Here is a 26,459-nt window from a genome sequence, read left to right on the forward strand (position 1 = left end):
AGAACGTCGTACTTCACGACACCAGCATAGTACTGAACGTGCCAGGCGGGGCGCGGAGCCAGGCTGCAAGCACGACCAGAGCAAACCAGGGCGGGGCTAGATCGGAACCAGATCGTAACACCGGCCCAGCAGGCTCAACCGCCGGGGATCGAGGCCCTTATCAGCGTCCCTCTCCCCGAGCGACCTGCTCCGGCCAGACGTCCTGACTGCCGGTCACCGCCACCAGTCGCTGGCTCAGATAACGCAGCAGCACGCCGTACAGGGGCAGGAAAAAGGCCAGACTGATCGCAAGTTTGATGGCGTAGTCGACCGCTGCGATTTCTGGCCAATGCTGCGCCATGAACGGGTCAGGGCCAGCCTCGAAGGCGATGGAGAAGAACGCCACGGTATCCACCAGATTACCGACCAGGGTCGACGCCGCCGGCGCCACCCACCAGTGCTTGAGTCGCCTGAGCCGGTCGAAGACCTGCACGTCGAGCAATTGTCCGAGCAGGTAGGCCATGAAACTGGCCAGTGCGATCCGGGCGACAAACAGATCGAAACCATCGAAGGCTGCAAGGCCAGCGAAGCCGCCCTGCGGGAAGACCACCGAGACAACGTACGACACCACCAGCGCGGGCAGCATCACGCGCATCACGATAGCGCGCGCCGGCCCCTTGCCGAACAGGCGTACCGTCAGATCGGTGGCCAGGAAGATGAAGGGAAAGCTGAAAGCGCCCCAGGTCGTGTGCAAGCCAAACACCGTAAACGGCAACTGGACCAGGTAGTTGCTGGCGGCGATAACGACGATATGGAAAACGACCATCAACGCCAGCAGACGGCGGCGCTGTTCGAAGGACAGAGTGAACATCATGATTCCTTTTTCGCAAGGGGTGAGGGAACCCTGGGAACAACCACAATACGGCTACAGGCACGCTTGGCTGCGATACCTCTGGATGGCGCAAGATTTCGAGCCGGATGGCGAAAAGTCTCGCGCCACCGCGTGGGGTGCAAATTTGGCGGCACAAATTATACGAGACAAGCCTGCGCCTTGCCAGCACTCCCTTGCTCGACCCCTTCCCGTTTACCCACAGGCCACCCCGGGTAGACGGGCAAAATCAGATAACTGCAGATCCAGGCACCAGATGTGCCATACAGGATACCTAGAGAAACCTGATATTGCACAATATTGTCAGTCTGCTAAATACAAATACAAGAAACAACGCGGTGGACACATTTTGAAAAACTTATTATCTAATTCTGCCGAAACGGTCACAAACACGCGTTTAAGACGCGTTTACTTCAACAATGCGCTATTATTGAGAAGTTTCTTAATCACTAACGGAAAGAAAGGCTTCGGCTTTCATCAGCGACCAAATGAAAGGAGTCCTGCGCCCCGGACCAACACTATTCCGTGGAGCCGGATACGCCGAATCCGACTAGCGGATCTCTTCGATGAGGATGACAAGCCATCCATGCACAACACCTCGATCCCTATTGCCGTCCCTCTCGGGTGGCGCCTAGCGCCACGACGTCCAACGGGTGAAATTCGTGTCAGTCACCGCTGCAAGGGAGAGTGCTGATGAACAGCTCACAACGTGTTGCCGGCCGCCTGCTTGAGGGTGGAGATGCCGTGGTAGACAGAGCGAGCGGCCTGCTGAAAGCCATCGCCAACGACAATCGCCTACGAATCCTGTGTCTACTTGAAGGCAACGAGCTGTCCGTGACAGAGCTCAATCAACGCCTGAGCCTGAGCCAGTCGGCCCTATCCCAGCACCTTGCCATCCTCAGGCGAGCCGAGCTGGTCAGTACTCGGCGCTCCTCCCAGACCATCTACTACTCACTGCAAGGCGACAGCGCGAGCATCATGATCGCCGCCATCGTCAAGATGAACGCAGCCAACGACGACTGAAGCGCGACCACAGACTCTGGTCAGGCGCTTCGCACCCGATAGCCCTCGCTGGAGGGCATCGGGCTCGCTCGATGGACAGAACGACACGGGCAGGCGGAGCTGGGGCGGCTCAGATCAGGCAGTATTGCGATCCAATATTGCGAACCGCGACGCGCGCTTCGCCTACCGATGCTCCCAGCCGGACGCATCGACACGCTCTTCCACCCGATCGAGCGCCTGCTCGACCATGCCAGAGGCGGAAAAACCAAGACGCTCGGCCAGTGATGGCACCGCCGCAAGCCTCAGGCTCAGCACCTTGCCACGCTCCATCGCCTTGCTGAGATAAGCCTCGCTGGTGGTGACCTCATCCGCCAACCCTCTGGACACGGCCTCTTCTCCGTACCAGACCTCGCCGGTGGACACGGCGTCGATATCCACGCCGGAGCGGCGCTGGTCGACGTAGTCCTTGAACTTGGCATGGATGGCGTCGAGGTCCGCCTGCAGCTTGTCTCTGCCTTCCTCGGTGTTTTCGCCCAGCACGGTGAGCGTGCGCTTGTAGCGCCCGGCGGTCACCAGCTCCACATCGACGTCATGGCGCTTGAGCAGGCGGTGGACATTCGGGATCTGGGCCACCACGCCGATGGAGCCGATTACCGCAAACGGGGCCACCAGGATGCGTTGTGCGTTGCACGCCATCAGGTAGCCGCCGCTGGCCGCTACCTTATCCACGCAGACCGTGGTCTTGAGGCCCCCCTCGGTGAGCCGGTGCAGTTCCGCCGCCCCCTGCCCATAGGTGTGGACCAGGCCTCCGGGGCTCTCCAGCCGAATGACCACCTCGTCCCCTTCCTTAGCCACACCAAGCAGCAAGGACACTTCGCGAGCCAGGCGGTCCACGCCGCTGGCCTTGAGGTTGCCATGAAAATCGATCACCCAGGTGGTGGCGCTCGATGCCACGGCTTCATCCTGCCTGGGCTTTGTATCCCGACGCCACGGCCAGCGCAGGCGAGACCGCTTTTCTGTGCCTGTCCTGGCGTGTATCAAACGCTCACGCCACTGACGCTGACGCTGACCCAGGTCCTCGATCCTGAGTTGCTCCCTGGGTACACTGCCGCCACCCTTGGCCCGGGCAAGCACGATCAGCGCCAACAGCACGACCCCTGCCACCAGCAGCAGCTGAACAAAAAAGGTCAGGATCTCACCCAGCCAGTCTTCCATCGCTCTCTCCCTGTCAGCCGGCACGCTTCTGCAAAGACCTGGACCTTGACGGTCATAGGCCCTGAACGGCGCCCGGCCTTGATTGAAACATTCGTTTGAAATACGCTGCCTGACAGCGACTCACACAACTGCAAGGAATTCTCATGTCACAGACACTCGATACGCTACGCTCTCGCTTCAATCCCGACGCAGCCCAGGGCATGCACGAGATATTCCAGTTCCATTTCAGCGATACCGAGGATCACTATGTCGTCATCGACGATGGCGCACTGGACATCCAGCAGGGCGAGCACGACGATCCCTCTGTCAGCCTGAGCATGAGCAGCGACACCCTCAAGGGCATCATGACCGGTGATATCAACGGCATGACAGCCTTCATGACCGGCAAGCTCAAGGCGACCGGCAATATCATGCTGGCGACCCGCCTGACCGAGCTGTTTCCCGAGAAGTGATGCTCAAATGGGCAGTGGCTCCTCCCGGCGACTGCCCGTCAGGACCGACCGTCACGCACCTCCGACAGGTGCAACTCGATCAACTCCCGCGAGATCGAATAGAGCGGCGGCAACTGCGGTAGCTGTCGTGGCGAGAACCAGGCGGCGTCTTCGATCTCGTGGCCGTCGATCACGATGCGTCGGCTTGCCGCCTCGACCAGATAGCCCAGCATCAGGGAGTGGGGGAAAGGCCAGGCCTGACTGCGAATATAACGCAGCCGCCCCAGCTTCAGACCGACCTCCTCGTGGACCTCGCGATGCACCGCCTGCTCCGCCGACTCTCCCGGTTCGATGAATCCTGCCAGGGTGGAATAGCGTCCGGGTGGAAAACGCGGGCTACGAGCCAGCAACAGCGACTCCCCATGGGTCACCAGGGTGATGATGCAGGGCGAGATGCGCGGGTAGTTGCGATGACCGCAATTGTCGCAGTGCATCGCAAACTCGTGTTCCAGGCGTCTCGCTTGGCTGCCGCAACGCCCGCAGAAGCGATGGTTGTCCATCCAGGCGCCCACCTGCAGCGCCGTTGACACCAGCCCGTACCATGACTCGGGCAACCTCGACAGCCAGCTACGACCGTCTGGCCAGTCGGCGCCTGGGCTGTCTTCAAGACGCAGCCCCACCGGTTCGTCCGACCACCAGCACAACGGCTGAACACGCTCATCCCAGGGCTCGACCGACCCCAGCGGCGTATTGTCCAGGCCAGGCGCCATACAGCCTTTCGCCAGGCGAATGATACGGCCCGACTCGACACCTCTTGGCAGCTCTCGATGCAGCATCAGGCACCGTCCTGCGTGGCGCTGCCGGGGCCGGCGTAGGCAGGGTCCAGGTCGTCCCAGCGACACTCACCTGCCTTGCCACGCACCTTGTCGAGCTTGGCCAGATGGGCCGCCATCTCCTGCTCCGTCGGGCGTACCACGCTCAGCCGCCCCGGCTCCAATGACAGCCGACGCACCGAAAGCTCGCCGGGCACCGCCGCCTGCTGGTCGCTGTCGTTGCCCGCATCCAGGGTCAGGGCGGTCTGTCCACCGGTCATCGCCAGATAGACGTCTGCCAGGATCTCGGCATCGAGCAAGGCCCCGTGCAGCACGCGGTGACCATTGTCGATGTCGTAGCGCTTGCAAAGCGCGTCGAGGCTGTTGCGCTGCCCCGGGTGCAGTCCCCGTGCCATGGTCAGGGTATCGAGGATACGACAGTGATCCTTGACGGGCCCTGCATATAGCTCGGGGTGGGTGGCCTTCAACAGCTTGAATTCGTGGTCGATGAAGCCGACATCGAAGGGCGCGTTATGGATGACCAGTTCGGCCCCGCGGATAAACTCCCAGAAGTCGGCCGCCACCTCGGCGAACACCGGCTCATTGGCGACCCGCTCGTTGGTGATGCCGTGGACACCGATCGCCTCGGCATCGATCTCACGCTCGGGATTGATGTATTGATGGTAGGAATTTCCGGTCAGACGCCGGTTTATCATCTCCACGGCGCCGATCTCGATGAGACGGTGGCCGTCGCGAGTCTCGATACCGGTGGTCTCGGTATCCAGTACAATCTGTCGCATTCTGGGTCCCTGAAGTCGGATGGGCTGTGGGGTGTGGGCCGACGGCGTCAGGCGCCTTCCAGCAACTCGTCGATGGCCTCGTTGACCAGGGCGTCGGCGGCCTCGTTTCCAGGGTGGCCGCTGTGCCCCTTGACCCAATGCCAGCTGACCTGGTGTCGGCGTGTCTGCTCATGCAGCTCGCGCCACAGATCGGCGTTCTTCACCGGCTGCCTGGAAGCCGTCTTCCAGCCACGCTTGATCCAGCCATGGATCCATTCGGTGATGCCCTTGCGCAGATACTCCGAATCGGTCCAGAGATCCACGTGACACTCGCGCTTGAGCGTCTTCAGCGCCATGATCGCGGCGGTCAGCTCCATTCGGTTGTTGGTGGTATCACGCTCGGCGCCCTTGAGCGACTTGCGGTGATCCCCGCTTTCCAGCAGCGCTCCCCAGCCGCCGGGTCCGGGATTGCCGCGGCAACCCCCGTCGGTGTAAATGGTCACGACAGGGAGTGAATCGGGAGTGGTCAACGCATTGCTACCTTCTTCTGCTTGGGGGTCTGCCGCACACTGGGCTCGAGCCTGGTGGTGCCGAGTGCGGTGTTACCGACCGGCAAGCCGAACAGCGGGCGTTTTCCCTGGGTACAGGCCAGCTGCGAGCGGCAGCGAGCCTGGATGATATAACAATCGCCCAGGGGCAGGTTGTGGCGCCGGCCAAGGGTCTCCAGCATGCCATTGCCACCGGCGAGCCCCGGCAGGCGAAATCGGCAGTAGTCTACCCGCTCGATCTCGAAGTCGACAAACTGAAGCCAGTCCTTCATCGTCCGCGGCGTTCGCCATACACCCTGCCCCGGCAGCTGCCGCCGGCGGCGAGGCCGAACCCTCATCAAGCCCGACGATGACAGCGGGGACCAGCCGAGCAGCACCAGTCGCCCCTGCGGCGAGACCACCCGGGCGGCCTCCTGCAGAAGCTGGTGGGGGTGGGACACCACCTCCAGCAAGTGATTGAGCACCACCACGTCCATCGCTCCGTCGGGCAGTGCCAAGCGCTCAGGACGGCAAACCAGCGTGCTGGAACTTTCCGCCAGCTCCCTGGTCGGAGACCACCGTATCCAGTGGCGAACCGCGCTCATGTCGGCCAGTGGCTCGGCCAGTGACATTTCAAGACCGTGCTGGCCGCACCAGCGTTCGGCCAGCGGGCCCAGGCAGGCTCGCTCGGAACGCCGCACGGCGCATCCGCTGTCGCTGGACCAATAGCGTCGAGCGTGCCGCACCAGGCACGCGAGCTCCATCGGCTCCGACGCATTTGACATAGTCGACCTGTGCCTCCAAAGTGTCTGATTTTGCAAGGCGAAAAAACGAAGTTTACTGAAGTCTGCGCCGGCCGCCCAGCTAGAGGCTGCCCGCTCAAGGCTCGCTCCGAGGACCCTGCCGACCATGTTAAGCGTGACACCGATTCCAGCCTTTAGCGACAACTATATCTGGCTGCTGCGCCAGGATTCGAGTCAAGAGGTCTGCGTCGTGGATCCCGGTGACGCCGAGCCTGTTCTGCGCTTTCTCGAACGTGAAGGGCTGAGCCTGGGCTGCATCCTGCTGACCCATCACCACCATGACCACACCGGCGGCGTTGCCGAACTGATCCAGCGCTATTCGCCCCGGGTGATCGGGCCGGATAACCCCGAGATCGCAGGCGTCGACGAGATGGTGCGTGACGGTGACGAGTTTCGCGTCATGGGCCGCCTGTTCGAGGTGATGGCGGTGCCTGGGCACACCCTGGACCATCTGGCCTTCTTTACCGCAGGCATCCCGCCGCTGCTGTTCTGTGGGGACACCCTGTTCAGCGGTGGCTGCGGACGCCTGTTCGAAGGTACCCCGGAGCAGATGAAGGGGTCCCTCGACCGACTGAATTCCCTGCCGGCGGATACACTGGTATTCTCCGCGCACGAATATACATTGGCTAACCTCGCTTTTGCGAAGGCGGCCAACCCCGGCAACCCCGACGTTGCCACCGCCTTCGACGAATGTCAGAAGGCACGAGATCTGGACCGACCCACGCTGCCTACAACGATGGAACGTGAGCGCCGCATCAATCCCTTCCTTCGTTGCGATGATGAAGATGTCAAGCGCGCTGCCTCAGCCCATGGGTCGACCGATAGCACGGACGCCACCTTTGCCACGCTAAGAGCCTGGAAGGATTCCTTCTGAACGGCTCGGCGTCCTGAACCATCGTCCCACAGGACGCCCGCGATAAGCATCGCGGGCCAGGAGTTTCTGTACGCATGACATTTCACACGACCCGTAGACGACTTCTTGGCGCGGCCAGCAGTCTGGCCCTCCTTGGCTCGTTGATGGCCGGTGCCTATACATCCCAGGCCTCGCCACTCCCCCCCGGTGGCGCCATGCCATATGGCGGAACCAGCGCTGACGCAAGCGCCGCGCCTTCGCATCAACACCTGACACGCCATTTCTGGGATGCCCTGGAACTCGAGCCGCAGGATGCGTGGACGAGTCTGCGGGCGGATTTCCAGTGGCAGGACCAGCCGGTCAATGCCCGCGTGCAGGAATGGATCGACTACTACCGGGACAGCCCCCATAACGTGGCGGAGATCACCGAGCGCGCCCGCCCCTGGCTCGCCTGGATCACCCAGCAGGTCGAATCACGTGGTCTGCCGGGCGAGATCGCGCTGATCCCCTTCGTCGAGAGCTCCTTCGATCCCAAGGCACGTAGCCACTTTGGCGCCGTCGGACTGTGGCAGATCATGCCGCGTACCGGTGACGCCCTCGGCCTCAAGCGCAATGGTGCCTGGGATGGCCGCAATGATGTCGTGGCCTCCACCCGCGCCGCCCTGGACTACATCGAGATGCAGGCGGATCAGTGGTACGAGGGCGACCTCCAGTTGTCACTCGCGGCATACAACGCCGGCGCCGGCACCGTCAACAATGCCCGCCGTGCGGCACAGGCCCGCGGACTCACCGGCGACTACTGGGATCTCAACCTGCCCTCGGAGACCATGGCGTACGTGCCGAAGCTGATGGCCATCTCGCGGATCATCAATGATCCCGAGCGCTATGGCGTCAATCTTCCGGAGATCAGCGGCTCGGCGGCCTTTGCCAAGGTCTCGGTCACCGCACCGATCTCGTTGAACAAGGCAGCCGCTCTGGCCGGAGTGACCACCCACGAGCTGAGCGAACTGAACCCCGGACTCAAGTCGCGCAACGTCAACCCGCGTCACACCCGTCAGATTCTGGTGCCGGCAGAGAGCGCCGCCACCCTGCGCAATGCCTTGAGCAACCTGGGGCAGATCGAAGTGGCCAGCGCCTCCGACGAGACCCATGTCGTCGAGAGCGGAGACACCTTGAACCGCATCGCCATGCTTCATTCCATCTCGCCTCGGGACCTGGCACGCTGGAATGGCATCGACAACCCGCAGGCTCTTCAACCCGGTCAGCAACTGACACTTTCCGGTCGGTAAAGCGGGCGCCACGGTGGCGCCCCTCAGGACAAGGACTCCACCGCCATGCGACAGGTGGCAATTGGCGCCTGCCTGCTGGGCGCCCTGCTGGCGACCGCCAGCGAGGCCGCAGACGTTTCCAGCGTGCCCACCGTGCACGCCCTTCCGCTCTATGGTGAGCCGGCCCTGCCGGCTGACTTTCGCCACTTTCCCCATGCCAATCCTGATGCTCCGTCAGGCGGTGATTTGATTCGCGCCGCCCAGGGCAGCTTCGATTCGACCAATCCGTTTATTGTTCGTGGCACGCCAGCCTCTGGCCTTACACAGATCTACGACACCCTGCTCGAATCGAACCCGGGAGAGCCCTTCACCATGTATGGGCTCCTGGCCGAGGGTATCCGCCTGGACCCCGAACGGCGCTGGGTCGAGTTCGACCTGCGCCCCGAAGCGCGCTTCCATGACGGCGAACCCGTGGACGCCCAGGACGTGGTATTCAGCTTCGAGACGCTGACCACCAAGGGGCAGCCCTTCTACCGCGCCTACTACAGCGATGTCGACAGCGTCACCGCCATCGACAGCGACACCGTGCACTTCGACCTCGGTGACAGCGAAAGCCGTGAACTACCGCTGATCCTGGGCCAGATGCCGATCCTGCCCGAGCATTACTGGCGTGATCGCGACTTCGAGGCGGTGACCCGCGATTCGCTGCTCGGCTCCGGCCCCTATCGGATCGCCGAGGTCGATCCGGGCCGCCGCATCGTCTACGAGCGCGTCGACGACTACTGGGGTAGCGAGGTACCGGTCAACGTCGGCCGACACAATATCGGACGGCTGATCTACGATTACTATCGCGACCAGACGGTGGCACTGGAGGCCTTCAAGGCCGGCAATCTCGACTTCCGCCTCGAGAATTCCGCGAGCAACTGGGCCACGGCCTACGACTTCCCGGCGCGCGAGCAGGGCTTTGTCAGGCAGCTTCAGGTCCATGACGGCCAGCCCGCCGGCATGCAGGCCTACGTCATGAACCTGCGCAAGGCCAAGTTTCAGGATCGCCGCGTGCGCGAGGCGATCACTCTTGCCTTCGACTTCCCCTGGCTGAACAGAAACCTGTTCTACGATGCCTATGCGCGCACCGACAGCTACTTCGAGAATTCCGAGATGGAAGCCACCGGCTTGCCGTCCGAAGACGAGCTGGCACTGCTCAAGCCCTTCCGCGACCAGCTGCCGGAGAGCGTCTTCAGCGAGCCACTGCCGATGCAGCAGCCCCAGGAGATGCGTCCACGCCTGAGGAAGGCCCTGGAACTCCTGCGTGAGGCCGGCTACGAGGCCCGTGACGGGGTAATGATCGACCCCGAGAATGGCGAGCCACTGCACGTCGAGATCCTGCTTTACAGCACCCAGTTCGAGCGCATCGCCCAACCGCTGCTGCGAAGGCTGGCCCGACTGGGGGTGCAGGGCAATATCCGTACCGTCGACGTCAATCAGTACCTCAATCGTCTGCGCAGCTTCGACTTCGACATGGTGGTGGGCAGCTTTCCGCAGTCCTTGAGTCCCGGCAATGAACAGCGTGAGTTCTGGGGCAGCGAGTATGCCGAACGCCCCCAGAGCCGGAATCTGATCGGCCTTAAGGATCCCGTCATCGACGCTCTGGTCGATCGCCTGATCGCCGCCGACTCGCGCCAGGCACTGGACACCGCCGCCCAGGCGCTGGACAGAGTGCTGCGCTGGGGCTTCTACGTGGTCCCGCAGTTCCATCTGGCCGCCCACCGCATCGCTGTGTGGGACAAGTTTGCCTGGCAGGAGCCCTTCCCCGAGTACACGCTGGACCTGAGCGCCTGGTGGGTAGACCCTGAACGCGAGGCGGTCATCGAGGATCGTCAGCGTAGCCGTTGATTCAACGGCGGCCCAAGGGCGCTGTGCTGTGGTAAGAAGGTCAAAGATTCAGAGGGCAGGCGCACGTGTCCAGCCCGAACGGCAGGCCCGACCACGCCGGCGGCCCTGATACAGAAAATGTTTCTGGTGGTGCGAAGCGTCGTGCGAAACGACGCTTCGCCTTGGCAAACCCAATCCTCAAGGAAATGCCGTGGGTGCCTACGTACTGCGCCGTCTGCTGCTGATGATCCCCACCCTGCTGGGGATCATGCTGCTCAACTTCATCATCGTCCAGGCCGCGCCGGGCGGGCCCATCGACCAGTTGCTGGCACGTTTCGAGGGCTTTTCCAGCGAGGCCAGTACGCGCCTGCAGGGCGGTGGCGGCGAGACCATCGATAGCGGCGAGTCTCGCGGCAGCCGCGGGATCCCCGAGCAGTTCATCACCCAGCTTGAGCAGCAGTTCGGCTTCGACAAGCCGGCCCATGAACGCTTTATCGACATGATGGTGGACTACGCCACCTTCGACTTCGGCGAGAGCTTCTTTCGCGGCGAGGCGGTCACCACCCTGATGTTCGAGCGACTTCCGGTGTCGATCTCGCTAGGTCTGTGGACGACCCTGCTGGTGTATCTGGTGTCGATCCCGTTGGGGGTACGCAAGGCCCTGAGACACGGCTCCGCCTTCGATGTCTGGACCTCCGGCCTGGTCATCGTCGGCTACGCCATTCCCGGCTTCCTGTTCGCTATCCTGCTGATCGTGCTGTTCGCCGGCGGCAGTTACTTCGACGTCTTCCCGCTGCGAGGGCTGACGTCACCGGACTTTTCCGAGCTCAGCGCCTGGGGCAAGGTCAAGGACTACCTGTGGCATATCGTGCTGCCGGTCAGCGCCTCGGCCATCGGCAGCTTCGCCACCCTGACCATGCTGACCAAGAACAGCTTTCTCGACGAGATCCACCGCCAGTACGTGCTGACCGCCCGGGCCAAGGGTGCCAGCGACAGGCGGGTGCTCTATGGCCACGTCTTCCGCAACGCCATGCTGATCATCATTGCCGGGATGCCGTCGGCGCTGATCGGGATCTTCTTCACCGGCTCGCTGCTGATCGAGGTGATCTTCTCGCTCAACGGGCTGGGCCTGCTCGGCTTCGAGGCGGTCATGCAGCGTGACTATCCGGTGATCTTCGGCACCCTCTACCTCTACACCCTGATCGGCCTGATACTCAAACTGGTATCCGACCTGACGTACGTCTGGGTGGATCCGCGCATCGACTTCGAGACACGGGAATCCTGATCGTGCCTAGCCTTTCTCCCATCACCCGCCGTCGCCTCGCCGTCTTTCGCCACCAGCGCCGGGCCTGGTGGTCACTGTGGGCCTTCGGCCTACTGTTCGTGCTCAGCCTGGGGGCCGAACTCATCGCCAATGACAAGCCGCTGCTGGTGCAGTATCAGCAGCAATGGTACTTCCCGATGCTGGTCGACTATCCGGATACCGTCTTCGACGGCTTTCTGCCGACCGCGGCGGACTATCACGATGACTTCACCCGCAACGCCATCGAGTCGGATGGCTGGATGCTGTGGGCGCCGATTCCGTTCTCCTACGACACCCTGGACGAGTATCTCGACCACCCTGCGCCGTCCCCCCCGGATGGCCGCCACTGGCTGGGTACCGATGACCAGGGTCGTGACGTGCTGGCGCGGGTGATCTACGGCTTTCGCCTGTCGGTGATCTTTGCTCTGGTGCTGACCGCCGGGTCGCTGGTGCTGGGGGTGCTGGCCGGTGGGGTGCAGGGCTATTTCGGCGGCAAGGTCGACCTGATCGGCCAGCGCCTGACCGAGATATGGTCGGGGTTGCCGGTGCTGTTCCTGCTGATCATCCTGGCCAGCCTGGTGGAACCCAATCTGTGGTGGCTGCTCGGGATCATGCTGCTGTTTTCCTGGCTCGGACTGGTGGATATCGTGCGTGCCGAGTTTCTGCGTGCGCGCAATCTGGAGTACGTACGGGCGGCCAAGGCCATGGGGCTGCCGTCACATCTGATCATGTGGCGCCATGTGCTGCCCAACGCCATGGTGGCGACCCTGACCTTCATACCCTTCCTCTTCACCGGCGCCATCACCACCCTCACAGCGCTGGATTTTCTCGGTTTCGGGCTGCCGCCAGGTTCGCCATCCCTGGGCGAGCTGGTGGCCCAGGGCAAGAACAACCTCCAGGCACCATGGCTTGGGATTACCGCCTTCATGACCCTGGCGGTCATGCTGTCGCTGCTGGTGTTCATCGGCGAGGGGATCCGCGACGCCTTCGATCCGCGCCACGTCCAAAGCGCCAGCGGCAACACGACACCGCAAGGAAGCCCCGCGCATGAACAATGACACCCTGCTGTCGCTGGATCGGCTGACGATCGGCTTCGGCGACACCACCGTGGTCAAGGAACTGTCGCTGGACGTCAGGCGCGGAGAGACCCTGGCGCTGGTGGGTGAGTCGGGGTCCGGCAAGTCGGTCACCGCGCTTGGCGCGCTCAACCTGCTGCCGCCCAACGCCACAATCAAAGGCGGTAGATGGCTCGGCGACACCGACCTGTCGCGGCTGACGCCGCGCAAATGGCAGGGGCTGCTCGGCAACCGCGTCGGTTTCGTGTTTCAGGAGCCGATGACCTCGCTCAATCCGCTGCACACCATCGGACGACAGCTGGCGGAGACCCTGCGCCTGCATCAGGGCCTGCGAGGCCGCGGGGCTCGCCACCGCTGCCGCGAACTGCTGGAACAGGTAAAACTGCCGCGAGCCGAGGAACTGCTCGATGCCTGGCCCCACCAGCTTTCCGGCGGGCAGCGTCAGCGGGTAATGATCGCCATGGCCATCGCCAACCAGCCTGAGCTGCTGGTGGCCGATGAACCCACCACCGCCCTGGACGTGACCGTACAGCAGGAGGTACTCGCCCTGCTGGCCGAGCTGCGTGATCACCACGGCATGGGCATGCTGTTCATCACCCACGACCTGAATCTGGTGCGTCGACACGCCGACCGCGTGTGTGTCATGCGTCATGGCGAGCACCAGGAAACCGGGACCGTAGAGCGGGTCTTCCAATCGCCCCAGAGCGCCCACGCGCGGGAATTGCTGGACGCCGAGCCGGAAGGTGTCCCGACCCCCTGTGGCGATGCCCCGACCCTGATCGAGGCCCGCCAGCTAAGCGTCACCTTCGAACGACGCCGACGCCTGTTCCAGCGTCCCCAGCCTGGCTTCGAGGCGCTGGCCCCGCTGGACTTGCACATCGCCGCCGGCGAGACCCTGGGCGTGGTCGGCGAATCGGGATCCGGCAAGACCACCCTGGCCTCCGCTCTGCTGCGCCTGAACCAGGCCAAGGGAATCATCGACTTCGCCGGCGCCAGGCTGGATCAGCTAACGGGCAAGGCACTGCGCCAGCAGCGCAGAAATCTGCAGATCGTATTCCAGGATCCTTACGGCTCTCTCTCTCCGCGAATGCCGGTGGCGGATATCATCAGCGAGGGACTTCGCTATCATCAGCCTGAGCTTTCCGAGCAGGAAGTCAGCGCTCGGGTCCGTGCGACCTTGCGTGAGGTGGAGCTCCCGGAACACGTCGCCCAACGCTATCCCCACGAGTTCTCCGGCGGCCAGCGCCAACGCATCGCGGTGGCCCGAGCGATCATCCTCGAGCCGCGCCTGATCGTACTCGATGAACCGACCTCGGCACTGGACAGGACAGTGCAGAAACAACTGATCGCCCTGCTCAGGGACCTCCAGGCACGGCGCGGACTGAGCTATCTGTTCATCAGCCACGACCTGGCGGTGGTGCGCGCCATGGCCCACAGGGTGATGGTGCTGAAGGAAGGCCGCCTGATCGAACAGGGGGCCTGCATGGACGTACTTTCCCGGCCGGCCGATCCCTACACCAGGGCTCTGGTCAAGGCGGCGGGGCTTGAGCCCCAGGGATGAAGCAAGGGTGACAGGGGGTGTCCCGACAGGGGGGCGGTAGAAGGCATGGCATCTGAGCGCGGTTGCCGCCAAGCGCTCCATGGCGGTTCATGCCGGGACTGGGGCCGTCCAGGCCCCAAACGTTTATTCTTTCGACTATGCCGTCGAATGTTGTTATTGCCACCTCGTTCTATACTGGCCGGGTTACCGTCCATAGGTCTCGCCATGTTCCGCTGCATCACGCTTCTTGTACTCGCCCTGCTCTGGCTGCCCGGCAGTCAGGTACTGGCTGGCGAGCTCGCGTTGAATGATGACTGGCAATATCGTTGGGGGGACTCGCCCCGCACTCCTGACGGAGAGCTTGAGTGGCTCACCGCCGCTGAAGGGGAATGGAAGTCCCTGGAGGGCATCGGCAATCCCCCTGGTCGTGACGGTCGCGACAGCCTCTGGCTGCGTCGGGAGCTACCCGCCGGTGACTGGCTTCAGCCGGCGCTGTTCGTCTCAAGCCTCAACCTGGTCGCCGAAGCCTACGTCGATGGGCAACACGTCTATCGCCACGGTCAGCTCGAAGGACCGGACGCCGGGGCCTTCGCCGGCTGGACCTGGCACGCCATCGAGCTGCCCTCGCCCACCCAGGGCAAGACCCTGTACCTGCGCCTGAAGTCGTCCTACAAGGACATCGGGCTTTGGGGCAAGGTCGTGATCATGGAACAGTCACGGATACTGCCCTCGATTCTCGAGGCCACCAAGGGCGAACTGGTGATCGCCCTTGCCTGCCTGATCGTCGCAGCCCTGGCGCTCGTGCTGATCCTGACCCAGCCCGAACGCTGGCGACTGGGTAGCCTCGGGCTCTTCTCGCTGGCGGTCGGACTCATGGTGCTGGCCGAGAGCGACGCCAGCCAACTGATCGTGTTCGCGCCCCTGGCGTGGGACTATGTGGCCGCCATCGCCTATTTTTCGTTGCCGGTGGCCATGGCGCTGATCCTCGAGCACTGGTTTCCGCAGATCCCGCGCCAGGGCATGCGACGTCTGTGGCTAGGCTTGCTGGCATACGCCATCATCGCCCCGGCGCTGGCGATGCTGGACGTGATATCGCTTCCTCCGACCTTTCCGTTGTTCGACCTGATACTGCTCGGAGCGCTGGCCTACATGGCACGCTGGCTGTTTCGCTACCGACGAGAGTTCGACAGCGACCAACGCCTGATCGTCGCCAGCTACGCCATCTTTGCTGCCATCGCCATCACCGACATGCTGGTGGCCCACGGCCTGGTGGGCTGGATCAGTGTACCGGTTCACCTTGGTGCCCTGGCCTTCATCGTCGCCATGATCGTCATCTCCACGCGCCACTATGCTCGCTCCCAACGCCAGTTGCAGCGACTCAACGATCACCTCGAGCAAGAGGTGGCCGAGCGTACCCGGCAACTGGAAAGCCTCGCAGAACAGGAGAGACAACGTGCCCTGGTGCTGGCCACCGAACACCACAAGACCCAGCGACTGGCCAGTCTGATCGACACGCTGCAGGCATGCACCAGCCTCGAGGAAGCGCTATGCCTGACCCAGCGGGCCATGCCGGAGATACTGGAACCGATGCAGGGCGCCTTCTACCGGCCTCAGGATCAACCGGACAACATGACGCTGGAACTGTTCTGGCCCACCACCTATCGCCCCCCGGCTTGGCTGGACACCACCGCGATTCCGCCGCTTCGAACGCGCACGGAAGAAAGCCTGCCCGCCCTGGACGACCTGCTCACGATCTCAACCAGGAGGCCGCCCTCGGACCCTTCGGCACCTTCCCCTGCCGACAACCTGCCTCACTGGGTCTTTCCGCTGGACTTGACCGGCCCGGATCGTCAGCATCGTCGACTGGGCGTGATCTGCGTCGTGCCCGACGGGCCACTGGTCAAGCGCCCGCAGTACTGGGATCGCACCCGCAGCTTTATCGAACTCGGCGTCAGCCGCCTGGCCCTAGTACTGTCGAGCATCGCCCTGCAGGAAGAACTATCGGCGCTATCCTATCGCGATGATCTGACCGGACTGCACAATCGTCGCTACTTCGACGAGCTTTTTGCCCATGAGACGGCCATTTCGCTGCGCAAGAAGAGCCCCTTGGCGGTGGTCATCCTGGACATCGATCACTTCAAGAAATTCAATGACCGCTATGGCCATGCGGCGGGTGACACGGTACTTGAAGGGGTTGGCAGAATGCTGGCCAACAGCTTTCGTGACATCGACGTGGTCTGTCGCTTTGGTGGAGAGGAGTTCGTCGTGCTGCTGCCCGGCGCCGAGGCCGACGACGCTCATCATCGCATGCAGCGCATGTGCCACGCCCTGGCCAGCGCGAGCTTCCGCCACGAGGGCCAGAGCCTGGGTACGGTATCGGTATCCTGCGGCATCGCCAGCTTCCCGGCTACCAGCGACGATCCGAGCTGCCTGCTGGCGATGGCAGACAGCGCACTGTATCGGGCCAAGCACGCAGGGCGGGCGCGCATCGCACTCGCCACGCCTCACGAGAACGACTAGCCGGCCGGGGAAGCCGCCTGGAGGGGCCTGAAGCACTCTCGCTACAGCGCCCGGCCCCGCGCTATCCAATCAGCAGCACCAGGCCCCGCGCTATCCAATCAGCGCCCGGCCTCGTGCGGTCAAACCAGCGCCCCGCGCTGTCAAAACAGCTCGCGTTCCTCGGCTGTCAATTCGCGCCATTGGCCGGGTTCGAGAGACGCATCCAGTGTCAAGGGGCCGATCGTGTGGCGATGCAGCGTTTCGACATGGTTGCCGATGGCGGCGAACATGCGACGGACCTGATGATAACGCCCTTCGACGATGGCGAGTTCGACCTCCCTCGGCCCGTGACAGGTCAGGGTAGCGGGACGCGTCGGGGTCTCCTCGCCCTCCAGCATGATGCCCTCGGCAAAACGTGCGACGGCCTCGTCAGGGTTGTCCAGGTCCCGTGCCAGCAGGGCCTGGTATACCTTGGCGCTGCGATGGCGAGGCGAGGTGATGCGGTGGGACCACTGGCCATCGTCGCTCAACAACAGCAAGCCAGTGGTGTCGACGTCCAGCCGCCCTACCGGCTGCAGACGCTCGGCCTTGGGCAGATCGATCAGGTCAACCGCCCGCGGGTAGAGTCCCCGTCTGGCCGTGCACTCCACCCCGACGGGCTTGTGCAGCATGATGTAACGAAGTCCAACCAGCTCAAGAAGTCGTCCCTCCCAGCGCACCTCGTCATCACTCGCCACATGTCGCGCAGCCTTCTTTTCAAGCTCGCCGTTGACCGTTACCTCCCCGCGCACCAGGGCTCGCTTGGCCAGGCTGCGCGTCAGGTCGGTGGTCTCGCTGAGAAAGCGGTCCAGACGCATCAGTTGGCCTCGTCATCGGCGAGTTGAAAGGCATCGGCATCCTGCCATGCCGGGAACTTCTCCCGGAATGCCGCCAATTCGTCGCGGTCGAGCACTCCGGTCTTGATAAAGGGCTCATCACGCGCCTCGTCGATCAGCGCCTCACCCTTGGCATCGATCAACATGGAGTCACCCGAGTAGGCGAGGCCCTTGGCGTCCTCACCGACGCGGTTGACACCGATCACCGGGGCCAGGTTCTCGATGGCACGCGCCTGCAGCAGTGTGCGCCAGGGATGGCGCCTCGGCGCCGGCCAGTTGGCAACACATAGAAGGGCGTCATATTCGAAGTGGGTCGATGGGTTCTGGCGTTGACGCAGCCATACCGGAAAGCGCAGGTCGTAGCAGACGCTCAGCAGGATGCGGAAGCCATTGAGCTCGACGATCACGCGCTCACGACCCATGTCGTAGCGTTCATGCTCGCCTGCCATGCGGAAGAGATGGCGCTTGTCATACCAGCTGATGTCGCCGTCCGGTCGCGCCCAGACCAGGCGGTTGAAGTACTCGCCCTGCTCCTCGATGGCCACGCTGCCGGTAACCACGCAGCCTCGTTGGCGAGCCTGATCCACAAGCCATGCCACCACGCTGCTGTCCGCCATGGGCTGGGCCATCTCGCGTGAGTTCATGGTGAACCCGGTGGCGAACATTTCCGGCAGCACGATCAGGTCGGTATCGTTGGCGCCCAGGTCCGCCAGGCTGTCCTCCAGCATCCGGCAGTTGGACTCGGGATCTTCCCAGTGAAGGTTGCACTGGACAAGCGTCGTACGCAGCTGTGTCATGGTAATCTCATCAATTGACGTCGTCCCCCTAGCCTAAACGACACAGCGCCTTGTCGCAGCAGGTGGCGACGGTCGAATGCCCCAGGCCCCGGAAAACCCACCGTCATCCGGCCTGACGCGACGCGGCGATCAGCTCAACCTTCGCTACTAACATCGATACCAACATCGATACCAACGTCGACACCAACTTCGGCACCAACTCTGAACGGGAATTCGCGGCATGAAAGGACTCTCCACTCCCTCGGCCCAGGGCGTCGCCTTTGCGCTGCTGGCTTATGGCACCTGGGGTGGATTTCCCCTTTTCTTCGCATTGTTCGACGGCGTGGGTGCACTCGAGATACTCGCCCATCGCGTCATCTGGTCGTGCCTGTTTCTGGCACTGGTCATCAGTCTGCTCAAGCGCTGGTCGGTCATCGCCAATATTCGCCAGGCACCTCGGCAACTGCTGCCGGCGCTCGCCTGCGCTCTGCTCATCGGCGCCAACTGGGGCCTTTATATCTACTCGGTAGAGACTCACCGGGTGCTGCAGGCGAGCCTGGGCTATTTCATGACACCGCTGGTCAACGTGGCGCTGGGCGTGGTGGTGCTCAAGGAACGCGTCGCGCCGACGCAGCGCCTGGCCATTGGCCTTGCCCTCGGTGCCATCGTGCTGCAGCTATTCCAGTTGGGCACCTTGCCCTGGCTGAGCCTGTGCCTGGCGGTGTCCTTCGGCACTTACGGACTGCTGCGCAAGCAGCTTGCGCTGGACGGGCTGTCGGGCCTGTTCATCGAAACGCTGCTGCTCCTTCCACTGGCGCTGCTGCTGATACAACAGCTGCCGGTCAGCCACTTCGATGGGGCGCTATTCTTCACCGCCCCCTACAGCGCCGCGCTGCTGATGGCCTCCGGGGTGCTGACGGCCCTGCCGCTGCTGGCCTTTGCCGGCGCTGCGCGCCGGCTGACCCTCGGTACTCTGGGATTTCTGATGTACATCAATCCGACGCTGCAGTTTCTGATTGCGTTGTGGGTGTTCAACGAGCCCCTGGCGGTCGAGCAGCTTACTACCTTCGTGCTGATCTGGATCGCGCTGGCGCTCTACTCCTGGTCGAGCCTGCGTCAGCAGCGCCGAGTGCCCACCTGACGCAGTACCGTCGTCGGCATCGGGCCCGCTGGCTTTTCGCCATAGACCGCGACCAGATCCTCCAGCTCCATCGGTGGCGCGAAGAAGTAGCCCTGCCCTTCCTGGACCCCCAGGGTGATCAGCCAACTTGCGTCCTCGACGGTCTCGACGCCTTCCGCCACCACCGTCAGTTCCATGCGATGGCAGAGTCCCACCAGCGCCGCATAAGCCTGACGCGCCTGATCGAAACGCCGCGCGGCGTGAAGTAAGGAATAATCCAGCTTGATCGCCGCCAAGGGCAGGCGCTGAAGCAGGTTGAAGGCCGTGTAGCCGCTACCGAAGTCGTCCAGGGCGACGCCAATACCGCGTTCGTGGAGCCGCCTCATCTGTCGCTGAACCCGCTCGACGTCATCGACATGCTCGTGCTCCACCAGTTCGAGTGCCAGACAGCGTGGAGGCAGCCTACGTCGCGCCAGTTCAGTCACCATGAAATCGGGGAAGTCATCGGCCACGAGCGTCGAAAGGTGGACATTGACCGAGACGGTACCGAGCCAGGCCGCGCCTCGCAGTTCCATCAGCCAGTCGAGGGTGCGGCCGATCACCCAACGGTCGAAACGCTCCGCCAGGCCGAGCATCAGAACGACCGGAAGAAACTCCGGCGGCGGAATATTGCCCGCGTCGGGATGACACCAACGGATCAACACCTCGGCGCCGACCAAGGTTCTGCTCGAGGGCGCCATCTTGGGTTGGGCCACCAGACGCCATTGATTGCCGGGATTCTCGATCAGCAGACTGACCTGCCGGCACAGCCAACGCAGCTGAGTCTCGTGATAGGGACCCGCCGCGGTCACCCTGAGCACCGGACGTACCCAACCTTCGCTTTCCAGCCGCTGCACCCCCTCTTCCAGCGAAGCCAGACAGTTGCTCAGGTCCGTGGAGTGTCCGGGCACCACCACCACACTGGCATGCCAGCGCAGGACCCGTGCGCTGTCGCGTTGCTGAAACTGCCCCACCAGGGCCAGGTAGCTATCGAGCTGGGATTCCACATCGGGGCCGTGGGCCTGGGCAGGGACCATGCCGATCAGCTGCTCTTCGCCCCCCAGATACAGCCGCCAGCCCTTGGGGAGGTGCGCCTTGAAGACATCGATACTGATCCGTAGAAGACCCTCCAGACTGCCGCTGCCAAAGCGCCTGCGATAGCTCCTGAGTTCGGGTGAGACCAGCACAAACAGCCACTCCACCTCCTCGCATCGACTGCCTCGATAGTCGCTTACCAACGCCAGCCTGGTAGGCAGACCAAAGCGCTGATCGACCATCAACTTGCGACGAAGACGTCGCGACCTGTTGCGCGCCACCAGCAAGGCCCCCACGCCCAGCAGCGAGCCAACCGCCACCACCGACACCCCGTACAACGCCTGACGATACTCCCGCGCGACCTGCTCCAGCCGCCCGCGAACGCCGATCCACTGGAACGGGAGGTTGTCATGGCCCTCGAACAGACGGTACCAGCGGGCATCGATCAGGTGACGCTGGGCCATCACCGAGGAGCTGGCCGGTACCAGGTCAAAGGCTGGCGTCAGCGCCAGTTCCACGGCGGCGTGGGCAAGGAAGTCGACATCGAGAATCGCCCCGCCGGCACAGCCTATCGCCATCTGGAATTCGAAATGGCAGAACACCGGATAGCCCTGGGCGGCCAGCGCTTCCAGTCGATGGGCGGTACTTCCCGCCCCTTCGGACCAACCGGAGTCCTGCCCCCCTTGCATGTACAGTCGAGTACCCGGCGGGCTTCGCGATAATCGCTCGATCACCTCTTCCGGGGTCCAGCCAGTGACCACATCGACCAGGGTCACATCGGCGACACTGCCGATCACCTCCACCATGTCATCGACGACATTGAAGGCGTGTTCGGAGTCTTCGGCCAGCAGCATCAAAGGCACCGGTGAGCCAAAGGTTTCCACCAGCATATTGAGCGACTGCGCCATGACCGGGTAGGACTTGAGCAGTTTCACTCCAAGCGCCTGGGCCTGCTCCCTGAAGCGGTCATCATTGAGTCCCAGTGCCACCACCTTGCGAGGCCAGGGGAGCTCGTCACGATACTCCAGATAGAAGGCCATGGCGGGGTCATCGGCAATGATCAGACTACCGCTTTCATTCAAGGTGCTGGCGGTCAATCGCTGGAGCAGGGCCTCATGGGCCAGCGGCCGCGCCAGGCGCAGCGCATCGACATACTCCACCAGCAGTTGTCGGTCTGCGCTGGCTTCGTGACGAAAACGCGCCTCGACACTGCTTACCACATCGTCATTCCACCGGTACCCCTGGTGGTAAGAGGTCAACAGTGTCAGTGAAGCACCCTGCGACTCGTCCAGTTCATCACCCGATAGCATCGCAGAAGCGACCATGGCCACCAGGCCAAGGGTGGTCGGCACAAGTCTCCTGAGTCTCACCAGTAGCAGTGACCTCAACCACGGGAGAGGGCACGGCCCGAGCAGGATGTGCATGAGTAAGGCTCCCACGGGAGCGTCTGCTGGCGACGTTCGATCAAGTGCTGTCTCGCCCCGTAGATGAAGCCTAGAAGCCACCGATGTTCCCCTCGCGCTCCCTTTGGAGGTAGCGATGGACTGAAGATAGGGATAGGTCCAGCGCGCACCGTCTTTGACCTCGCGCATGTCAGCCGGGATGATCGCTACTCGCTTTCAGGATGACGGCCGCCCATGTCCTCGACCACCGCGCGATCCCGCCCTACCGCTATCGGCAGCAAGCCACGGCTGCTGCTGATCGGGGCAGGCCACGCCCATCTGCATCTGCTGCACCAGAGCTCCTTGCTGTCGCGCTTCGATGTCACCCTGGTCGACCCCGGCGCCTTCTGGTATTCGGGCCTGGCCAGCGGTGTGCTGGCCGGCGACCATTCACCTGCGACCGACAGGATCGATCCTGCGACGCTCTGTCATGGGCGAGGGGTTGCACTGGTCAGGGCGCGTCTTTGTGGGCTGAACACCGACGCGCGCCAGGCCCTGCTGTCCAACGGGACCTCTCTGGCGTTTGATCGACTGGGGCTGAATCTGGGCTCTGCTCCTGTGTTGCGGTCGAGCGATGATGAAGCCAGCAGCGATAGCGCAGCCTCGCTACCAGGCGACAAGCAGACACACTGGCAGATCAAGCCCATCCCCCACCTGGTGCAGCTGCGGCGCAGCCTCGAGCGTCGGTTTCAGCGCCGACAGTCGGTGAGTGTCGAGATTCTCGGTGCCGGCGCCAGCGGGGTCGAGATCGCCTGCGCCATCGAAGCGCTCGGCCGCCACCACCAGATCGCCGCTGGTGCTCTGACCATTCGCCTGCGACATCGCGGCTCTGGCCTCTTGCCAGAAGCGCCCGCGCGAGCCCGACGCTACCTGTTGGCAGCCCTGGAGCGTCGCGGAATCCTTGTCGTCGACAGCCACCATGACCGACATCTGCCGGCGTCCGACATCGTCGACGCCACTGGGCTGGGTCCTCCGCGAGGACTCGAGAGGTTCGGCCTGCCGACGATCGATGGTCGCGGTATAGCCATCGACCCGTCGCTTGAGGTCCAGGGGACCGACGGCGTCTTTGCCAGCGGAGACTGTGCTGCACTGATCGACCATCCCTTGCCACGGCTGGGCGTCCACGGGGTTCGTCAGGGCCCCGTACTGGCCCAGAACCTGATCGCATCGCTGGACCCGCAGGCGTCACTGACCTCTTACCGCCCGCCTGCGCGGGCCTTGTCCATCGTCAATCTCGGCCACGGCGAAGCCCTGGCGCTCTACGGAAACGCCTGGTGGGGCGGACGACTGGCCAGCCGCCTGAAACGTCATCTGGACCTGAATTTCATGCAGCGTACCAGGCGTCTGCGCTGACAAGACTCTACTCGCTCACCGCTTTCGGCTAGGCTAGAGGTTTCTCGGCAAGCGCCTGCGCCAGGCCCCCAATACCCTGACTAGGACGTCGGCATTTCCATGATCAAGCGTTACCTTCCGATTCTTGCCTGGTTGCCACACTATACGCCGCGTCTGCTGGGGGGCGATCTGCTGGCGGGTATCATCGTCACCGTCATGGTGATCCCCCAGTCGCTGGCCTACGCCATTCTGGCGGGTCTGCCTGCCGTGGTCGGACTCTATGCCAGTCTGCTACCGGCGGTGGTCTACGCCATGCTGGGCACCAGCCGGTCGCTGGCGGTGGGCCCGGTGGCGATCATCGCTCTGATGACTGGCGCCGCTCTGACCAAGGTGGCCACTCCCGGTAGCGCCGCGTACGTCGAGGCGGCGCTGGTGCTGGCACTGCTGTCGGGACTGATGCTGACCGCCATGGGCATGCTGCGCCTGGGCTTTTTCGCCAACTTTCTCAGCCACCCGGTCATCGGTGGCTTTCTCTCAGCCTCGGGACTGCTGATCGCCATCAGTCAGCTATCTCACCTGCTGGGCATCGAGGCCGGTGGCTATACCGCCCTGGCACTGATCTACAGCCAGCTATCCCACCTCGACCAGACCAACCTGACGACCCTGGCGATGGGCGCCTCGACCCTGCTTTTCCTGTGGGCGACCCGCCGCTATGGACAACACGCTCTGACGGCACTGGGCCTGCCCAGAGGGCCTGCCAGCATGCTGGTACGCGCAGGTCCCGTGGCAGCGGTGGTCGTCACTACGCTGATCAGCTGGCGATGGGATCTTGCCTCCAGGGGGGTTGCGACCGTGGGGCAGATCCCCGCCGGCCTGCCAGCCTTCGGTCTGCCGACATTCGAGCTGGGCCTGTGGCATGCGCTGCTGGTGCCGGCGCTGTTGATCAGTGTGGTGGGCTTTGTCGAGTCCATCTCGATGGCCCAGATGCTGGCCGCAAAGCGCCGCGAGCGTGTCTCCCCCAATCAGGAGTTGATCGGACTCGGCGGCGCCAACCTGGCCGCTGCTGTCACCGCCGGCATGCCGGTCACCGGCGGACTGTCGCGCACCGTGATCAATCAGCAGTCTGGTGCACGCACCCCCATGGCCGGTCTGTTTGCCGCCATCGGTATCGGTGTGGTGACCCTGGCGCTCACCCCCCTGCTGGAACATCTTCCGATCGCCACCCTCGCCGCCACCATCACCGTGGCCATACTGACGCTGGTGGATATCCCGCTGATTCGCCAGACCTGGCGCTACTCCCGCAGCGACTTCTCGGCCCTGGCGGTGACCATGCTGCTGACGCTGGTGGAGGGCGTCGAAGCCGGCATCATCGCCGGGGTAGGTCTCTCGATTGCGCTTTTCCTGTACCGTACCAGTCGCCCCCACAGCGCCATCGTCGGCCGCATCCCTGGCAGTGAGCACTTCCGCTCGATCACCCGGCATCAGGTCGAGACCGTCAGCCATCTCGCCCTGTTCCGGGTCGACGAAAGCCTCTATTTCGCCAACGCCCGCTATCTCGAAGACACCCTCTATACACTGGTGGCCCAGCGCCCCGAGCTAAGCGACGTGGTACTTATCTGCTCTGCAGTGAATCTGATCGACGCCTCGGCGCTGGAAAGCCTGGACGCGATCAATGCCCGTCTGAAGGACTCTCGCGTCACCCTACACCTGGCCGAGGTCAAGGGGCCGGTGATGGACCGGCTGAAGCATTCCGACTTTCTCGATGAATTGACCGGCCGCGTGTTCCTGAGTACCTATGCCGCCTGGACGGAGCTTCGACGCACCCGGGACTGATCCACCAGACTCGCCTCGCCGGACGATGCCCGGTAGCTGCCCGGTAGCTGCCCGGTAGCTGCCCGGTAGCTGCCCGGTATCTGCCCGGTAGCTGCCCGGTAGCTGCCCGACAACCACCAGGCGAGGCTGGAGCCGTGTCGATCTTGCGGGTCAAAGGGCCCGCCTCGAGCCATCGTTGCCGCAGATAGAAAAGCCGGACCTGCTGCCATCGACACAACTGGGTGCCGACCGATGCCTTAGGAGAATATCGACATTGTCGGCATTGCGGTAAGATGGCCCGGTGATACATGGACGGGCCACGAGATGGAAGACTCACCCAAGCAGAACCTCGCCATCAGCGCTTACCGCTGGCTCAAGCAGGACATCATTCGTGGCGTCTTCGCCCCGGGCGAAAAGCTGTTGATGGCAAGGCTGAAAGAACGCTACGACCTGGGCGTGGGGCCGCTGCGCGAAGCCCTGTCCCAGCTGGTTGCCGACCGTCTGGTGGTTGCCATCAGTCAACGCGGTTATCGGGTGGCCCCCATGTCGCTGGCGGAGCTCGAGGATCTGTACGATGCCCGCGCCCAGCTCGAGGGGCTGATGCTGGAGTTGGCCATCCAACGCGGTGACGATCGCTGGGAAGCCGATATCATCGCTACCGCGCACACCCTGGCCAAGGTCGAAAGTGTCAGCTCCTCCGAGGAGCTGCTCGATATCTGGGACAGTCGCCACAAGGCCTACCACAGTGCCATCGTGGCCGGTTGCAACTCGCCTCACCTGATGCAGGTGCGCGACACCCTGTTCGACCAGGTCGAGCGCTACCGCCACCTGTGGCTTCGCGAGACGGTGTTTTCCAGCGAGGCCCTGGCGGTCAAGCGTGACGAACATGCGGCACTGACCGAGGCGGTATTGAGTCGGGACGCCGGCAAGGCCCGGCGCATGATGCGTGACCATCTGATGACGCCGGTACCGATCATCACCGAAGTGATGGCCCGGCGCGGCCTGGATTGAGTCACCATGACGGCGCTTACGCTTGAGCAAGGCAGTTGGCCTGCGCTCACCTGCGCTCAAAGAAGGGCCACACTCCCGCCTCGGCGCGCAGTGAGCTACTCCCCAAGGGAGAGCGACAGCGCCAGACGGATAGCTGCACACTTGGAAGTGCACCGTGCCTGGTCCTGAA

General features: G+C 63.4%; 22 protein-coding genes. 13 read left to right on the plus strand and 9 right to left on the minus strand.

Annotated elements, in window-relative coordinates; all coding sequences use genetic code 11:
- Positions 1-160: 160 nt before the first annotated feature.
- A complete protein-coding gene (locus NFG58_RS10285) occupies positions 161-850 on the minus strand; it encodes a 7-cyano-7-deazaguanine/7-aminomethyl-7-deazaguanine transporter (protein WP_045993714.1) in 690 nt (229 codons plus the stop codon).
- Positions 851-1,561: 711 nt separating this feature from the next.
- Between NFG58_RS10285 and NFG58_RS10290 the strand changes: the two genes are divergently transcribed.
- Positions 1,562-1,891, plus strand: coding sequence for a metalloregulator ArsR/SmtB family transcription factor (locus NFG58_RS10290; RefSeq protein ID WP_045993715.1), 330 nt, complete (start codon positions 1,562-1,564; stop codon positions 1,889-1,891).
- 162 nt (positions 1,892-2,053) lie between these two features.
- On the opposite strand, the gene sohB is transcribed toward NFG58_RS10290, so the two are convergent.
- Positions 2,054-3,085, minus strand: coding sequence for a protease SohB (gene sohB / locus NFG58_RS10295; RefSeq protein WP_348828096.1), 1,032 nt, complete (start codon positions 3,083-3,085; stop codon positions 2,054-2,056).
- Positions 3,086-3,228: 143 nt separating this feature from the next.
- Here sohB and NFG58_RS10300 point away from each other — a divergent pair, with 143 nt between their 5' ends.
- Positions 3,229-3,537 (plus strand): SCP2 sterol-binding domain-containing protein, encoded by a 309-nt coding sequence (locus NFG58_RS10300; RefSeq protein WP_045993717.1) that lies wholly within the window; start codon positions 3,229-3,231, stop codon positions 3,535-3,537.
- Between the two features lie 38 nt (positions 3,538-3,575).
- On the opposite strand, the gene nudC is transcribed toward NFG58_RS10300, so the two are convergent.
- From nudC to NFG58_RS10320, 4 genes are read right to left on the minus strand one after another with little or no spacing between them, the layout of a single operon-like run.
- Complete coding sequence (gene nudC / locus NFG58_RS10305; protein WP_348828097.1) at positions 3,576-4,352, minus strand: NAD(+) diphosphatase; 777 nt, start codon at positions 4,350-4,352, stop codon at positions 3,576-3,578.
- Complete coding sequence (gene dnaQ / locus NFG58_RS10310) at positions 4,352-5,128, minus strand: DNA polymerase III subunit epsilon (RefSeq protein ID WP_253556376.1); 777 nt, start codon at positions 5,126-5,128, stop codon at positions 4,352-4,354. Before dnaQ ends, nudC begins: the two co-directional genes overlap by 1 nt.
- A 47-nt stretch (positions 5,129-5,175) precedes the next feature.
- On the minus strand, positions 5,176-5,610 hold the full coding sequence (rnhA, locus tag NFG58_RS10315) for a ribonuclease HI (RefSeq protein ID WP_231498692.1): 435 nt from the start codon (positions 5,608-5,610) through the stop codon (positions 5,176-5,178).
- A gap of 23 nt (positions 5,611-5,633) precedes the next feature.
- On the minus strand, positions 5,634-6,335 hold the full coding sequence (locus NFG58_RS10320) for a methyltransferase domain-containing protein (protein WP_231498691.1): 702 nt from the start codon (positions 6,333-6,335) through the stop codon (positions 5,634-5,636).
- A 208-nt stretch (positions 6,336-6,543) separates the two neighbouring features.
- Between NFG58_RS10320 and gloB the strand changes: the two genes are divergently transcribed.
- The 7 genes from gloB to NFG58_RS10355 all read left to right on the plus strand — a co-directional run bounded on the left by gloB (position 6,544) and on the right by NFG58_RS10355 (position 16,869).
- Complete coding sequence (gloB, locus tag NFG58_RS10325) at positions 6,544-7,311, plus strand: hydroxyacylglutathione hydrolase (RefSeq protein ID WP_348828098.1); 768 nt, start codon at positions 6,544-6,546, stop codon at positions 7,309-7,311.
- Positions 7,312-7,385: 74 nt separating this feature from the next.
- Positions 7,386-8,579 (plus strand): transglycosylase SLT domain-containing protein, encoded by a 1,194-nt coding sequence (locus NFG58_RS10330; RefSeq protein ID WP_348828099.1) that lies wholly within the window; start codon positions 7,386-7,388, stop codon positions 8,577-8,579.
- 45 nt (positions 8,580-8,624) lie between these two features.
- On the plus strand, positions 8,625-10,451 hold the full coding sequence (locus tag NFG58_RS10335; protein ID WP_213227913.1) for an extracellular solute-binding protein: 1,827 nt from the start codon (positions 8,625-8,627) through the stop codon (positions 10,449-10,451).
- Between the two features lie 190 nt (positions 10,452-10,641).
- Positions 10,642-11,715, plus strand: a complete 1,074-nt coding sequence (locus NFG58_RS10340) for a microcin C ABC transporter permease YejB (protein WP_083970510.1) — start codon at positions 10,642-10,644, stop codon at positions 11,713-11,715.
- Between the two features lie 2 nt (positions 11,716-11,717).
- Positions 11,718-12,791, plus strand: coding sequence for an ABC transporter permease (locus NFG58_RS10345; protein WP_231498690.1), 1,074 nt, complete (start codon positions 11,718-11,720; stop codon positions 12,789-12,791).
- A complete protein-coding gene (locus tag NFG58_RS10350; protein ID WP_348828100.1) occupies positions 12,781-14,370 on the plus strand; it encodes a dipeptide ABC transporter ATP-binding protein in 1,590 nt (529 codons plus the stop codon). The genes NFG58_RS10345 and NFG58_RS10350 overlap by 11 nt, the downstream gene beginning before the upstream one ends.
- Positions 14,371-14,574: 204 nt before the next feature.
- The gene (locus NFG58_RS10355) at positions 14,575-16,869 is read left to right on the plus strand and encodes a diguanylate cyclase (protein WP_348828101.1); all 2,295 of its coding nucleotides are present in this window, start codon (positions 14,575-14,577) and stop codon (positions 16,867-16,869) included.
- 140 nt (positions 16,870-17,009) lie between these two features.
- Here NFG58_RS10355 and NFG58_RS10360 read toward each other — a convergent pair whose 3' ends face one another.
- Both NFG58_RS10360 and NFG58_RS10365 read right to left on the minus strand, forming a co-directional pair.
- A complete protein-coding gene (locus NFG58_RS10360) occupies positions 17,010-17,705 on the minus strand; it encodes a pseudouridine synthase (RefSeq protein WP_348828102.1) in 696 nt (231 codons plus the stop codon).
- Entirely contained in the window at positions 17,705-18,520 is an 816-nt protein-coding gene (locus NFG58_RS10365; protein WP_045993728.1) for an amidohydrolase, read from the minus strand. Before NFG58_RS10365 ends, NFG58_RS10360 begins: the two co-directional genes overlap by 1 nt.
- Before the next feature lie 220 nt (positions 18,521-18,740).
- On the opposite strand from NFG58_RS10365, the gene rarD reads away from it, so the two are divergent.
- Positions 18,741-19,640 carry an EamA family transporter RarD gene (rarD, locus tag NFG58_RS10370; RefSeq protein WP_045993729.1) on the plus strand — a complete coding sequence of 300 codons (900 nt, stop codon included), beginning with the start codon at positions 18,741-18,743 and terminating at the stop codon, positions 19,638-19,640.
- On the opposite strand, the gene NFG58_RS10375 is transcribed toward rarD, so the two are convergent.
- The gene (locus tag NFG58_RS10375; protein ID WP_348828103.1) at positions 19,616-22,045 is read right to left on the minus strand and encodes an EAL domain-containing protein; all 2,430 of its coding nucleotides are present in this window, start codon (positions 22,043-22,045) and stop codon (positions 19,616-19,618) included. The genes rarD and NFG58_RS10375 overlap by 25 nt on opposite strands.
- A 285-nt stretch (positions 22,046-22,330) precedes the next feature.
- On the opposite strand from NFG58_RS10375, the gene NFG58_RS10380 reads away from it, so the two are divergent.
- The 3 genes from NFG58_RS10380 to csiR all read left to right on the plus strand — a co-directional run bounded on the left by NFG58_RS10380 (position 22,331) and on the right by csiR (position 26,290).
- Positions 22,331-23,488 (plus strand): FAD-dependent oxidoreductase, encoded by a 1,158-nt coding sequence (locus tag NFG58_RS10380; protein ID WP_348828104.1) that lies wholly within the window; start codon positions 22,331-22,333, stop codon positions 23,486-23,488.
- Positions 23,489-23,587: 99 nt separating this feature from the next.
- Positions 23,588-25,300, plus strand: a complete 1,713-nt coding sequence (gene sulP, locus NFG58_RS10385; protein ID WP_348828105.1) for a sulfate permease — start codon at positions 23,588-23,590, stop codon at positions 25,298-25,300.
- Between the two features lie 303 nt (positions 25,301-25,603).
- Positions 25,604-26,290 (plus strand): DNA-binding transcriptional regulator CsiR, encoded by a 687-nt coding sequence (gene csiR / locus NFG58_RS10390; protein ID WP_108449393.1) that lies wholly within the window; start codon positions 25,604-25,606, stop codon positions 26,288-26,290.
- Positions 26,291-26,459: the final 169 nt, after the last annotated feature.

The sequence above is a fragment of the Halomonas sp. RT37 genome, from assembly GCF_040070525.1.
GTDB lineage: Bacteria > Pseudomonadota > Gammaproteobacteria > Pseudomonadales > Halomonadaceae > Halomonas > Halomonas litopenaei.